The following is a 12,973-nucleotide window of genomic DNA, read 5'->3' as shown; positions in this document are numbered from 1 at the left end:
GAACCTCCTAGAGATAGACGCCGCTCGGGCATTTCGGGTTCAGGGCCGCCGCGGAACAATCGGCCCAGCGAGAGCCTCCGCGCGCTGCCCTCGCGCGAGCGCGTCCGGTCTTCGGGCAGATCGGCCGAACGCGGTGGAGAACCTGGGCTCTCGGGCGGGTGTGGTGGCATGGACCGGCCGCGGCCCGGCCCTTGAGACGGCTCGTTCGGACGCGACACCATCGCCCCCCGGTATCCCGATCTCCCCCGGCACCAGGGCGTCCCTGTATCCGCCCGCGCCAACGAGTGGCACAGTAACCGATCCCGGCGGAACAAATCACCTTACCCCGGGCATGAGCCGAAGAAGCGTGATCCGACCGTGACGGAGCGCATGATCGCGGGGACGCCGGGGAACACCCCCTGATCAGGTCGGCGTGTCGGGAAGGGCCGGTACGGGGGCGGCGCCCGACCGGACCGATTGAGGCACGCGATGATCAGGGCGAAGGTAAAGCGGGCGGGTTGGATGGCGAATTACGGCCCTGTTTCAACAGGGCGATTCGCGGACGGGGATTCGCCCAGGGACGGCGGCGCCGAACGGTAGGCGGGCGGGGTCGCCGAGAGGCCGATCGGGTTGCGGGTGAGGCGGGCGACCGTCCCGTCGCCGCGCGGAACCTCGACGATCGGGTCCAGGCCCAGCGACCCGGCCAGGTCGAAGGCCCCGGCGATGTCGTTGACCTGACCGGCCGGCACGCGCGCCTCGGAGAGGGCGGGCACCCAGACGGCGGCGGGTTTGGCGGCGAGGGCGTCCACCAGGATCCGGCGCAGCTCGTCCCGGTGGGCGACGCGGGCGTCGTTGGTGCGGAACCGGTCGTCGGCGGCCACTTCCGGACGGCCGACCGCCTGGGCGAGCGCGGCGAACTGGCGGTCGTTGCCGACGGCCACCACCAGGTCGCCGTCACCGGTGGGCAGCAGCTCGTACGGCGCGACGCTCGGGTGGGCGTTGCCCATCCGCCCGGCGACCTGCCCGGCCAGGGTGTACGCCGAGCCCTGGTTGACGAGGGCGGCCAGCAGGCAGGACAGCAGGTTCACCTCGACCCGCTGCCCCTGGCCCGTGCGGTCGCGGTGCCGGACCGCCGTCAGGACGCCGACGCTCGCGAACAGCCCGCTGATCACGTCGACCAGGGCGACGCCGGCCTTCTGCGGTTCCCCGTCGGGCCTGCCGGTGATGCTCATGAGGCCGCCGAGCGCCTGGATGAGCAGGTCGTACCCGGGCAGCGCGGCCCCGGCCCCGGCGCCGAAACCGGTGATCGAGCAGTAGACCAGGCCCGGATTCGCGGTGCTCAGGGTCTCGTAGCCCAGGCCGAGGCGGTCCATCACGCCCGGCCGGAAGTTCTCCACGACGACGTCCGCCCCGGCGGCCAGTTCCCGGGCGCGGGCGGCGCCCTCGGGGGTGCCCAGGTCGAGGACGACGCTGTCCTTGTTGCGGTTGACGGACTGGTAGTAGGTGGCCTGCCCGGCGTCGTACGGGGGTCCCCAGGCCCGGGTGTCGTCGCCGGTGCCGGGGCGCTCGATCTTGGTCACGGTCGCGCCCAGGTCGGCGAGGATCATCGTCGCCAGCGGTCCGGCGAGCACGCGGGAGAAGTCGACGACGCGGAGGTCGTCCAGGGCATGGGTCATGTGGGCGGCCCTTTGTCAGGTTCGAGGATGATATGCGAGTATCGAGTTTAGATTTTCGAAGATTTTCCCGCAACGAGAGGCGGCGGCGATGAGCGAGCGCGACGACCGGGTCGAGCTGCGGCCCCACGACTTCCTGGACCTCGACCATGCCCTGTCCGACGAGGAGCGCGACATCCGCGCCACCGTCCGGGCCTTCGTCGACGACCGGGTGGTCCCCCACGCCGGCGACTGGTTCGAGGAGGCGCGGATCCCCCGCGAGCTGCCGCGCGAGCTGGGCAAGCTGGGCGTCCTCGGCATGCACCTGGAGGGGTACGGCTGCGCCGGCACCAGCGCCACCGCCTACGGGCTGGCCTGCCTGGAGCTGGAGGCGGGCGACAGCGGCGTGCGCAGCATGGTCTCCGTCCAGGGCTCGCTGGCGATGTACGCGATCTGGCGCTGGGGCTCGGAGGAGCAGAAGACGCGCTGGCTGCCCGGGATGGCGGCCGGCGAGACGATCGGCTGCTTCGGCCTGACCGAGCCCGACGCGGGCTCCGACCCCGGCGCGATGCGCACCCGCGCCCGCCGCGACGGCGACGGCTGGATCCTCGACGGCCGCAAGATGTGGATCACCAACGGGTCCATCGCCGACGTGGCCGTGGTCTGGGCCGCCACCGACGAGGGCGTGCGCGGCTTCCTCGTCCCGGCCGGAACCCCCGGCTTCACCGCCCCGGAGATCCACAAGAAGCTGTCGCTGCGCGCCTCGGTCACCTCGGAGCTGGTGCTGGACGGCGTCCGGCTGCCCGGCGACGCCGTCCTCCCCGAGGTCTCCTCACTGCGCGGCCCGCTGTCCTGCCTGAACGAGGCCCGCTACGGCATCGTCTGGGGCGCGGCCGGCGCCGCCCGCGCCTGCTTCGAGACCGCGCTGCGCTACTCCATGGAGCGCACCGCGTTCGGCCGCCCGATCGGCGCCACCCAGATCCAGCAGCAGAAGCTCGCGCACATGGCGCTGGAGGTCAACCGGGCGACGCTGACGGCCCTGCACCTGGGCCGGCTGAAGGACGCGGGACGGCTGCGTCCCGAGCAGATCAGCATGGGCAAGCTCGGCAACGTCAACGCCGCCCTCGACGTCGCCCGCACCGCCCGCCAGATGCTCGGCGCGAACGGGATCTCGCTGGAGTACCCGGTCATCCGCCACATGACCAACCTGGAGTCGGTCGTCACGTACGAGGGCACGGCCGACGTCCACGCCCTGGTCATCGGCGGCGCCCTGACCGGGGTCCAGGCGTTCCGCTGACCCGGAAAGGGGACGGCTATGCTCTCGCCGGTGAACGGTCCGCAGTCCTCGGTTCCCACCGCCCAGCAGCATGCCGTCGACTCGCTGCGCCGCCTGATGGTGTCGGGCGCGCTGCGTCCAGGGCAGCGGGTCAACCAGGAGGACGTGGCCGCGCAGGCCGGGCTCAGCGTCGCGCCGGTACGGGAGGCGCTGCGCGTGCTGGAGCAGGAGGGCCAGCTCACCTACCGGCCCCGCCGGGGCTACTTCGTCACCGAGCTGCAGTTCGAGGACCTGCGCGAGATCTACGAGCTGCGCCGCGTCCTGGAGGAGCGGGCGGCCCGGCACGCGCTGCCGCTGATGGACGCCGAGGCGCTGGACCGCGTCACCGAGGCGGCCCGCGCCTGCGCCGCGGCGGCCGAGGCCGGCGACGTGGCCACCGAGCTGGCGGCCAACCGCGTCTTCCACTTCGCGATCATGGAGGCGCCGGGGCAGCCGCACGTGCTGCGGCTGATCCGGCTGCTGTGGGACTCCACCGAGGTCTACCGGGCGATGTACTACAACCTGCCCGAGGAGCGGTCGGCGTCGGTGCACGCCCACGACCGGATCATCGAGGCGATCCGGGACGGGGACGCCGACCGGCTCGTCCGGGAGATGGACGACCACCGCGAGCGCGCGCTGAAGGTCCTGCACGGAGTGCTCGCCCGGCCGGGCGGCTGACGCCCTCCGGTTGCCCGCCGGCCCGCGGACCGGTTCACTGACCCGGCGGACTACGCGGGGAGGGTGCGGGTGGGGGGTCGTCTGGGGCGGGACTTCACCCGGCTGTGGGGGGCGTACACCGTCAGCACGGCCGGCACCGCGGTCGCCACCGACGTCTTCGCGATGATCACCGTGCTGGTGCTGGCCGGCAGCGCGCTGCAGGTCTCGCTGCTGTCGGCGCTCGGCGGCGCCGTGGGCGCGCTGCTGGCGCTGCCGCTCGGGCCGTGGATCGAGTTCCGGCGCAAGCGCCCGGTGATGATCGGCGCGGACGTCCTACGGTGCTGCGCGCTGCTGAGCGTGCCGGCCGCGTACCTGGCGGGCGTGCTGACGTACGCGCACCTGGCGGTGGTCGCCGCGCTCGCCGCCGTGTGCCAGATCGTGTTCATCGGGGCGTCCGGCGCGCACCTGAAGTCGCTCGTCCCGCGCGAGCACCTGACCGAGGCGAACGGCCGGTTCGAGAGCGTGCTGTGGACGACCATGGCGGTGGGTCCCCCCGCGGGCGGGCTGATGAGCTCTGTCTTCGGGCCCTTCATCACGGTCACGGCCGACGCCGCGAGCTTCCTGCTGTCCGCGCTGGGCGTCCGGTCGATCCGCGCGCCGGAGCCCGAGCCGGCGGAGCACGCGGAGGGAGGGGCGTGGTGGCGGGGGCTCGGCGAGGGGTGGCGGCACATCTGGTCGGACGCGATGCTGCGGCCGCTGTTCGTCAACACCGTCGCGGTCAGCGCCCTGACCATCGCGATGTCGCCGGTCCTGGCCGTGATGATGCTGCGCGAGATGGGCTTCAGCATGTTCCAGTACGGGCTGTCGCTCGGGATCCCCTGCGCGGCCGGGGTCGTCGGGGCGCGGCTCAGCCGGCGGGTCGCGGCCCGCCAAGGGCTGCCGTTCGTCCTGCTCGGCGGGGGGATCGCACGGGTGCTGTGGCTGCCGTTGCTGCCCTTCGTCGGAGGAGGCTGGGCCGGACTGGCGGCGATCACCGCGATCCACACCGGCACCGTCTTCTTCACGAGCCTCTTCATGCCCGTCTTCGCGACCGCCCGGATCGAGCGGACCCCCGACCACAAGCTCGCCCGCGTCCTGACCTCGTGGACGATCAGCAACAACGTCGCCCGCGCCGGCTGCACCCTCGCCTGGGGGCTCCTGGCCACCCTCACGACGCCGCGGTTCGCCCTCGCCGCCGGGGCCGTGCTGCTGCTGGCGACCTGCGCGTCCCTCCCCTCGCGGGCGACCGGGACGGCGCGGTAGGAGAAACTGGGGTCGTGACCGCCGAGAACGAGCGCCCCGCACCGCCCGTGACCAGCACGTCCATCATCGTGCTCACGCTGGCGCGCCGGGTCGAGACCGAGCTGAGCGCCGCCCTCGCGCCGCTCGACCTCACCGTGAGCAGGCTCGGGCTGCTCGGTCACATCGCGGGCGTGCCGGGGGTGTCGTTCAGCGATCTGGCCCGGATGTCGGGGATCACCGTGCAGAGCGTCCACACGGCGGTGAAGGCGCTCGCGGCGGCCGGGCTGGTGCGCGACACCACCGCGCGGGCCGGGTCCGCGTCGGCCATCGAGGTCACGCCGGAGGGCGCGCGGCTGCTGGAGGCGGCGGAGGCCGCGATCGCGGAGGTCGACGACCGGCTGTTCGGCCCCGACGCCGACCCCGTCCTGCGGCGGATCAACGACACCGTCCGCGCCGCTTTCGGCGGCTCCTGACCCCTTCCCAGGGCGCCCCCGTCGCGGGGCCCCTTCAGCATGCCTGAAGGTCGGTGTTAGCCTTCAGGTGTACTGAAGGTTGCTGAGGGAGCCCCATGGAACACCTGTTGCTGTCGGTCCACGTGCTGGCCGGCATCGTCTTCGTCGGAGGCTCGGCGATCGCGACGAGCCTGTTCCCCCGCTACGCACCGGTCACCGCCGGGACGGGCGACTCCGGGGAGCGGAACCCGGCGGTGGCCGCCGCGCTGCACCGCATCACCCGCGGCTACGGCATCGCCGGGATCGCCGTGCCCGCGGTCGGGATCGCGCTGGCGATCGTCCAGGGCCGGATGTCGGAGATCTGGATCAACGTGGCGATGGTGCTCACCGCCGCCGCGGGCATCCTGCTGGCCGCGCTCATCTACCCGCGCCAGAAGCAGGCGCTCGCCGAGCCCGACGACGGCGCGCGGCTGCGCACGCTGTCCATGCTCGCCGGCTTCTACAACCTGCTCTGGGCGATCGTCGTCATCCTGATGATCGTCCGCCCCGGGGCGGAGTCATGACCGACCTCGACATGGACGCCTTCGACGGCCTGCCCTTCCCCCGCACCGACCTGGCGGTCCGGGCGATGCGCCACGCGCGCCGCATCGAGGACCCGGCGATCTTCAACCACAGCATGCGCACCTACCTGTACGGGCGCTTCCTCGGCGAGCAGGAGGGACTGCGCCCCGGCCGCGACTACGACGACGAACTGCTGTTCCTCGGCTGCGTCCTGCACGACGCCGGGCTCAGCGCCGAAGGCGACGGCGACCAGAGCTTCGAGATCGACGGCGCCGACCTGGCCGCCCGGTTCCTCGCCGGCGAGGGCGTGGCGGACGACCGGATCGCGGTGGTCTGGGATGCGATCGCCCTGCACCTGTGCTTCGCCGTCGCCGCCCGGAAGCGTCCCGAGATCGCGCTGGTGACCGCGGGCGCCGGGTACGACCTCGGCCCGCACGGCCCGGCCCTCCCGGACGGTTACGCCGACCGCGTCCACGCCGTCCTGCCCCGCCTGCACGCCGCGGCGGCGCTCGAAGACGCCATCATCGGCCAGGCCCTCGCCAAACCGCAGAAGGCGCCGCCGTTCAGCATGCCCGGGGAGCTCGTCCGGCAGCGCACGGGCCAGGTCTGGCCCACCTGGGAGCAGTTGATGTCCGAGGCTCCCAGCTGGAACGACTACGACGGCTACCACCGTCCCGGCTAGTGGGCGCTGGTGAGGTTGAGGGTGACGACGCCCGCCACCACCAGCGCGATGCCCGCGACCTTGGCGACCGTGACCGGCTCGTCCAGGAACAGCGTGCCGATCACCGCGATGAGGGTGGTGCCCAGCCCCGCCCACACCGCGTAGCCCACCCCCACCTGCATGCCCCGCTCGATCGCCTGGGCCAGCAGGACGAAGGCCGTGCCGTAGCCCGCCAGGCACGCCAGGGTCGGCCAGAGCTTGGTGAACCCCTCGGTGTTCTTGATCAGGCTGGTCGCCGCGACCTCGGCGATGATCGCCCCGGCCAGCAACAGGTAGGCCATCGTCCACTCCCGCACCTCGGGTACATATGTACAGGGCGAACGTACGCCGTCACCGGCGCGGGGTCGCGGCGGCATAGCGGCGCCCGAGGACGCGGAGCGCGTCGACCAGTTCGGGCGGGTCGGTGACGGTGAAGTCCACCCCGAGGAGCCCCAGGTGGACGGCGAGGGATTCGAGGGTGTCGGATCCGGTGCGGAGCACGCAGGTGTCCTCGTCCACCGCCTCGACCGTGCCCACGGCCGGATTGATCCGCGCGAGGACGGCGTCGGCGGGGGCGTGCACGGTCACCTCCGCGCGGTGGCGCCAAGCGGCCGAGGAGACGCCGCGCGTCACCCGGGCGACGACGTCCTCGGGCGGCTCGCGCGGGGTGAAGCGCGGCCCGGCCGGGGGCCGCGGGACGAGCCGGTCGACGCGGAACGTCCGCCAGTCCGACCGGTCGACGTCCCAGGCCACCAGGTACCAGCGGCGGCCCCACGCCACCAGCCGGGACGGCTCGACCACGCGCCTGCTCTCGGTCCCGTCGTGGTTCCGGTAGTCGAGGCGCAGCCGCTCGTGGTCGCGGCACGCGGCGGTCAGCGTGATCAGGGTGTCGGCGGCGACCTGCGGTCCGGGCCGGTCCGGCGGCACCGGGACGGTGTAGTTCTGCAGCGCGTTCACCCGGCGGCGCAGCCGGTCCGGCATGACCTGTTCGAGCTTGGCGAGGGCGCGCAGGGAGGTCTCCTCGACGCCGGTGATCGAGCCGCCGGCGGCGGTGCGCAGGCCGACGGCGACGGCGACGGCCTCCTCGTCGTCCAGCAGCAGCGGCGGCAGCCGGGTGCCCGCGCCGAGCCGGTAGCCGCCGGCCGAGCCGCGGGTGGCGTGCACGGGGTAGCCGAGGGCGCGCAGGCGCTCCACGTCGTTGCGGACCGTCCTGGTGCTCACCTCCAGGCGGGCGGCCAGCTCCGAGCCGGGCCACTCGCGCGGGGCCTGCAGCAGGGACAGCAGGCGCAGGAGTCGTGCCGAGGTCTCCAACATTCCTCCAGCATCCCAGCCCATTAGGAACGAAGTCTGCCTATAGGGCTCCTATCGTTCGGGACATGACGGAGAACACCGAGATCACGCCGTTCCGCATCGACGTCCCGCAGGCCGACCTGGACGACCTGGCCGCCCGGCTGGCCCGCACCCGCTTCGCCGAGGAACTGCCCGCCGCGGAGGTCACCGACGGGACCGCCAAGGGCCCGGTCCAGCCCGGCTGGGAGTACGGGGTGCCGGGTTCGTTCGTCCGCGAGCTGGTGGAACGCTGGCGCGACTCCTACGACTGGCGGGCCCAGGAGGCGAAGCTCAACGCCTTCCCGCAGTTCACCACCGAGATCGACGGCCAGACGATCCACTTCGTGCACGTCCGCTCACCCGAGCCGGACGCCGTCCCGCTGATCCTCACCCACGGCTGGCCCAACACCTTCGTCGAGTACCTGGACCTGGTCGGACCGCTCACCGACCCGCGCGCGCACGGCGGCGACCCCGCCCACGCCTTCCACGTGGTGATCCCGTCCCTGCCCGGCTTCGGTTTCTCCGGGCACACCCGCACCAAGGGCTGGGACGCCGCGCGCACCGCCGACGCCTGGGCCGAGCTGATGCGGCGGCTCGGGTACGAGCGCTTCTGCGCGCACGGCAACGACGCCGGCGCGATCGTCAGCCCCGAACTGGGACGGCGCCACGGCGACCGGGTGATCGGCGTCCACGTGAACCAGATCTTTTCCTTCCCGAGCGGCGACCCGGCCGAGTTCGAGGGGCTCGCGCCCGAGGAGCTGGAGTACCTGGGCTTCCTACAGGGCTTCGTGGAGCACGCCGTCCACGACCGCGCGCAGCAGGCGCAGCCGCAGACGCTCGCGCACGCCCTCGCCGACTCCCCCGCCGGGCAACTCGCCTGGATCGGGCAGCTCCTCGCCGGGCTGCCGGACCCGGACGTGATCCTGACGAACGCCACCATCTACTGGCTCACCAACACCGCCGCGTCGTCCGCGCGCTTCTACTACGAGAACCACCACGCGGAGCAGGGGCCGTCCGAGCCGACCACGTTCCCCCTGGGACTGGCCTCGTTCGCGTTCGACTTCCGCCCGCTGCGCCGCTTCGCCGAACGGGACCACCGCAACATCGTGTCGTGGAGCGAGTTCGACCGCGGCAGCCACTGGGCCGCCCACGACGCCCCCGACCTGCTCGTCGGCGACCTCCGCCAGTTCTTCGGCGACCTCAAGTAGCGGACGCGGGGCCGCCCCACCGGCCATCGCCCGGCACCCCGCGCCCGGGCGATGGCTGCCCAGCCCGGACGTCATCGTCCACGACATAACCCCGCATTCCCGGACGGTTCCCGGCGCTTCGTGGAAGATGGTGACCATGGAACCGGCCCCCCGCCCCCGGAACGTGACCATCGCCGCGACGATCTGGATCGTCTTCGCCGTGATCCTCGCCCTCGGCGGGCTGAGCTACGCCCTGAACCCCGAGGCCACCAACCTGAACGCGGGCCCGTTCGCCCCGGTCTTCCTCATCGGCCTCGGAGCCGCCTTCGTCATCCTGGCCATCCGCCTGCGGAAGGGCGGGAACGGCGCCCGGATCGCGCTGACCGTGATGGGCGCGCTGCTGCTGGTGGGCGTCTGGACCGTCCTGTTCGTGGTCCCGGCCCTGGTGTTCCAGTTCCTCCCCGACAGCAACGCCTGGTTCAAGGCCCTCACCCCGCCCAAGGAGTGACCGGTCGAATGCCGATCAAGCGTCCTCGCCTTCCGGTGGTGGCAGGTAGGGGCTGAAGTGGTCGGCGACGATGTCGGCGATGGCACCGGCGTCGCGGGATCCGTCGATCTCGATCACACGGATGCCGAGGCGGCGGGCGGAGCGGACGGCGTCGTCGGCGACGAGGCGGTCACGTTCCAGCCGGTTGCGCTGGGCTTGCGCCGGGTCGCTGACGTCATGGCCGATGGCGGCGGCTCGGGTGAGTGCGTCGAGTTGCCGGTCGCGAAACGCCCCGGTGGGCACCATGACGACCATCTGCCGAGGCGAATCGGTGATCGGGGCGACCAGCTCGGGGCGAAGCCCCCAGCCTTCGGCGATGATGGGGCGTCCGGAGACCAGAGCGCGCAGGTCGTCCAGGGCCCATTCGAACCGGGCCGGGAAGCCGGCCAGGGTTTCGGCGGCCATGTCCTGCGGGGTGGTGTTCACCCAGGTGGCGTCGGGATCCGGGTCCGCGGGAGGTTCGCCCAGCTTGACGCGGCGGGCGATCCGGCGGTCATTGTGGCCGCGGGCATCATGGTAGTCGTAGTGGTAGGCGGTCAGCCCGTATCGGACGCCGAGCAGCCGGGCGACAGTGGACTTGCCGGCCCATTGCCCGCCGCCGATCCACAGGACCCGGCGCAGCGTGCCGAAGGGGTCCCACACGTCGTTCCTGTTCACGAGTCTCCTTGTCCGGGTGCTGACGTCGGCGGCGCAGGTTATCCAATCGCCGGACGAGCACAACGATTGATCCCCACGTCCAGGCCGGACTCTGGCCCGAGGCGCCCACGCCCATGCGGCAGATATCCGGAATTCCGGTCAGCACGCGTCCGCTCTTTTACCAATGACCACAACACGCCTCGTCAGCGACCGTCCCTTCTGGCACGCTACGTTGGCTCGTGCTGACAGCCCGCCATGAACCCGCCAGGTCAGACGATTACCCCGCCGGTTGAGCCGCTCGCTCGACGCTCACCGAACCGTCCCTGAGCGTCGGAAGGAGCATTTTGGGCGAGAACAAAGTCGCCACGATCCTGAACCAGCCAGGGACGAACCCCGCACCCCGCCCCACACCCGCTCCCTCACCGGCCCCGCCCGGGGGCGGCGGCCCCACCTCCGGCGCGCCGCCCGCGTCCGGTGGCGGAGGCGGCCACGAGGTCGAATGGGTCGCTTCGAGCATCAAGAAGCTCGGCCACGCCTTCGAGACCGAGGTCGGCGAGATCGTCCGGCAGGCCCGCAACAAACTGAACGTCAAGCCGCGCGACGCCCAGCCCGCCGCGTTCACCACGTTCGGCATCTCCTGCGCGCTGGTCTACACGCAGCTGATCGAGTTCGCCGACCAGGACCTGATCTCCAAGACCGAGAACCTCAAGGAGATCAACGGCAAGCTGCAGAAGACCGCCGCCACCGCCGAGGAAGCCGACCGCAGGTCGGTCATCAAGGAGATCTGATGGGCAACGCACTCGGCCCGGCGGAGAACCTCGCCAAAGCGGCCACGATCGAGGCGATGGTCGCCGCCGTGATCATACCGGCGGCCATTCCCATCGTCCCCATCACCTACCTCGCGCAGGGAAACCCGCAGCAGCTGTGGGACGCCGCCGACGGCTGGAAGGAGACCATCGACGAACTGGAGAAGGCCCAGGCCAAAATCGAGGAGCTCTACCAGCGCAGGCTCAGCGAACAGGAGTGGAAGGGGGACGACCGCACCGCGTTCGAGGCGAAGATGAAGGAATTCGTCAACCAGCTCGACGCCGCCATCGTCATGGCCTGGTGCGCGGCCATCTCACTGTGGGTCCTCGCGGTGCTCGTCGCGGCCTTCATCTACATGGAGTTCGTCATGTGCTCCATTCTCGCCATCTTCGCCGCCGCCATCGCGATCGCCGCGAGCACCGTCGTCGGTGCACCGGCGGCACTCCAGATGGAGGCCCAGGCCAACCAGTTCGCCGCCATGTTCCACCGCGTCCTCAGCATCGGCTCGGAAACGCTCCGCAACATCTTCCACGCCACCGCCGCCATCTTCGGCGCGTTCATGGGCGGGAATATCGTCACCCAGGCGATCAAGGGAAACGGCGATGTGTGGGGCACGTTCGCCCAGTCGTTCGTCAACAGCCTGGACGACATGGCCTTGGGGACGCTCGCCTACGGCGAGCAGAAGCTGACCGCGAACCTCATGGGAGGAGTACCGGTCTACAAATCCGGTCCGGCATGGAAGCCGGCGCTCGGGCTCCCCACGACATCCCGGATCGCGCCCGTGACCGGCATGGAGGCCAATGCCGGGGCCAAGGCTCTTCTCGACACCGCCGAAGGAGGACCCAGCCTCCACAAAAGGGTCAACGACCTCGTGGAGTGGATGCGGGGCGGGCAGCAGTACGGGTCGGACGAGGACGCGAAGCCCGGCGAGAAGCAACCCGGCGTCAAGTACGTCGACAAGACCCACCCGACGCTGGGGCAGCCCTCCTAACTCGGGCGGTCACGCTTTGCCAGCAGACGCGCCTCTTCCTCGGCCACCCATCGGGGCCTCGCGAAGCGCGGCAGCCACCAGAAGCTGACGCACGTGATCATGCCGGGAGGAATGCCGAACAGGAAAATGACCAGCGCGGCATTGGAGGCACCGAGCACTCCGCAGATCGTCGCGACATAGACGATCAGCCCCGTCACTGAGGCCCAGAAGACCGTCAGTGGCGGGGCGATGCCGTGCATGCCGGTGCCGTTGTAGTGCCAGGATCGCCACCGGCCAGTGTAGGCGAACACCCCTTGGGCAATGCCGCAGAGGAGTAGGACGGCGGTGAGGACGGCCGCGAAGATGTTGCCGGCCGATGCCTCCATGCCCGAATCGGCCACCGGGCGCGAGGCGATCAGCACGGGGCTGATCATTTGGCGCCTCCGGGTTGGTCTTTGCCGCCGAGGTGCTGCTGGAGTTGGTCGATCAACGACCGGGCGTCGCGTCCTGCCTTGCTGAACATGCCCTGGACCTCGCTGAGGGTCTGCTGGAGCCGCTCCCCATTGTTGAGGAGGTCGAGGGGGTTGTCGTCGCCGTACTCCTGGGCCGCCAGCTTCTCGACCTGGCGATCGCGGTCGGCGAGGGCGCGTCGGGCGGTCTCCCTGATGGCGGCGGCGAGGTCGTCGGAGGCCATCCGCATCGCCCTCGGATCGATGCGCAGTTCCGCGAGAGGGTCGTCGGCGGTGCACGTCACCTTGATGCGGCCATCGGGCGTCTCGGCGGTTCCGGTCAGGGCGCCGGCCTGCTCCCGCATGCTCGCGATCCTGGCCACCCGCTCCTGCGACTGCCGCACCAGAGCATCGAATTCCGCGCCATCGGCTCCGAACAAAACGAAGACCT

General features: G+C 71.5%; 16 protein-coding genes. 10 read left to right on the top strand and 6 right to left on the bottom strand.

Features of this window, described 5'->3' with window-relative positions; translation table 11 throughout:
* Positions 1–509: 509 nt before the first annotated feature.
* Complete coding sequence (locus ACZ466_RS24510) at positions 510–1,655, bottom strand: CaiB/BaiF CoA transferase family protein (protein WP_378284063.1); 1,146 nt, start codon at positions 1,653–1,655, stop codon at positions 510–512.
* An 88-nt stretch (positions 1,656–1,743) separates the two neighbouring features.
* Between ACZ466_RS24510 and ACZ466_RS24505 the strand changes: the two genes are divergently transcribed.
* The 6 genes from ACZ466_RS24505 to ACZ466_RS24480 all read left to right on the top strand — a co-directional run bounded on the left by ACZ466_RS24505 (position 1,744) and on the right by ACZ466_RS24480 (position 6,579).
* The gene (locus ACZ466_RS24505; RefSeq protein ID WP_378284062.1) at positions 1,744–2,928 is read left to right on the top strand and encodes an acyl-CoA dehydrogenase family protein; all 1,185 of its coding nucleotides are present in this window, start codon (positions 1,744–1,746) and stop codon (positions 2,926–2,928) included.
* 30 nt (positions 2,929–2,958) lie between these two features.
* Entirely contained in the window at positions 2,959–3,624 is a 666-nt protein-coding gene (locus tag ACZ466_RS24500; protein ID WP_378284060.1) for a GntR family transcriptional regulator, read from the top strand.
* A gap of 69 nt (positions 3,625–3,693) precedes the next feature.
* A complete protein-coding gene (locus ACZ466_RS24495) occupies positions 3,694–4,905 on the top strand; it encodes an MFS transporter (RefSeq protein ID WP_378284059.1) in 1,212 nt (403 codons plus the stop codon).
* Positions 4,906–4,919: 14 nt separating this feature from the next.
* Entirely contained in the window at positions 4,920–5,357 is a 438-nt protein-coding gene (locus ACZ466_RS24490) for a MarR family winged helix-turn-helix transcriptional regulator (RefSeq protein ID WP_378284058.1), read from the top strand.
* A 95-nt stretch (positions 5,358–5,452) separates the two neighbouring features.
* Positions 5,453–5,899 (top strand): hypothetical protein, encoded by a 447-nt coding sequence (locus tag ACZ466_RS24485; protein WP_378284057.1) that lies wholly within the window; start codon positions 5,453–5,455, stop codon positions 5,897–5,899.
* Positions 5,896–6,579 carry an HD domain-containing protein gene (locus tag ACZ466_RS24480; RefSeq protein WP_378284056.1) on the top strand — a complete coding sequence of 228 codons (684 nt, stop codon included), beginning with the start codon at positions 5,896–5,898 and terminating at the stop codon, positions 6,577–6,579. Before ACZ466_RS24485 ends, ACZ466_RS24480 begins: the two co-directional genes overlap by 4 nt.
* Here the strand turns inward: ACZ466_RS24480 and ACZ466_RS24475 are convergent.
* The gene (locus tag ACZ466_RS24475) at positions 6,576–6,899 is read right to left on the bottom strand and encodes a DMT family transporter (RefSeq protein WP_378284055.1); all 324 of its coding nucleotides are present in this window, start codon (positions 6,897–6,899) and stop codon (positions 6,576–6,578) included. The two genes, ACZ466_RS24480 and ACZ466_RS24475, sit on opposite strands and share 4 nt — an antisense overlap.
* Positions 6,900–6,948: 49 nt before the next feature.
* On the bottom strand, positions 6,949–7,911 hold the full coding sequence (locus ACZ466_RS24470) for a helix-turn-helix transcriptional regulator (protein WP_378284054.1): 963 nt from the start codon (positions 7,909–7,911) through the stop codon (positions 6,949–6,951).
* Positions 7,912–7,973: 62 nt separating this feature from the next.
* Here ACZ466_RS24470 and ACZ466_RS24465 point away from each other — a divergent pair, with 62 nt between their 5' ends.
* Positions 7,974–9,134: an epoxide hydrolase family protein gene (locus tag ACZ466_RS24465; protein WP_378284053.1), complete on the top strand. Its 1,161-nt coding sequence runs from the start codon at positions 7,974–7,976 to the stop codon at positions 9,132–9,134.
* 136 nt (positions 9,135–9,270) lie between these two features.
* Positions 9,271–9,621, top strand: a complete 351-nt coding sequence (locus ACZ466_RS24460) for a hypothetical protein (protein ID WP_378284052.1) — start codon at positions 9,271–9,273, stop codon at positions 9,619–9,621.
* A 15-nt stretch (positions 9,622–9,636) separates the two neighbouring features.
* On the opposite strand, the gene ACZ466_RS24455 is transcribed toward ACZ466_RS24460, so the two are convergent.
* Entirely contained in the window at positions 9,637–10,317 is a 681-nt protein-coding gene (locus ACZ466_RS24455) for a hypothetical protein (RefSeq protein WP_378284051.1), read from the bottom strand.
* A gap of 323 nt (positions 10,318–10,640) precedes the next feature.
* Here ACZ466_RS24455 and ACZ466_RS24450 point away from each other — a divergent pair, with 323 nt between their 5' ends.
* A complete protein-coding gene (locus ACZ466_RS24450) occupies positions 10,641–11,084 on the top strand; it encodes a hypothetical protein (protein ID WP_378284050.1) in 444 nt (147 codons plus the stop codon).
* Complete coding sequence (locus tag ACZ466_RS24445) at positions 11,084–12,094, top strand: hypothetical protein (protein WP_378284049.1); 1,011 nt, start codon at positions 11,084–11,086, stop codon at positions 12,092–12,094. The genes ACZ466_RS24450 and ACZ466_RS24445 overlap by 1 nt, the downstream gene beginning before the upstream one ends.
* Here the strand turns inward: ACZ466_RS24445 and ACZ466_RS24440 are convergent.
* Positions 12,091–12,507 (bottom strand): hypothetical protein, encoded by a 417-nt coding sequence (locus ACZ466_RS24440; RefSeq protein WP_378284048.1) that lies wholly within the window; start codon positions 12,505–12,507, stop codon positions 12,091–12,093. The genes ACZ466_RS24445 and ACZ466_RS24440 overlap by 4 nt on opposite strands.
* Entirely contained in the window at positions 12,504–12,926 is a 423-nt protein-coding gene (locus ACZ466_RS24435) for a YbaB/EbfC family nucleoid-associated protein (protein WP_378284047.1), read from the bottom strand. Before ACZ466_RS24435 ends, ACZ466_RS24440 begins: the two co-directional genes overlap by 4 nt.
* Positions 12,927–12,973 lie beyond the last annotated feature (47 nt).

Source organism: Actinomadura rugatobispora (assembly GCF_055379765.1).
This window is presented reverse-complemented; position numbering and strand designations above follow the sequence as displayed.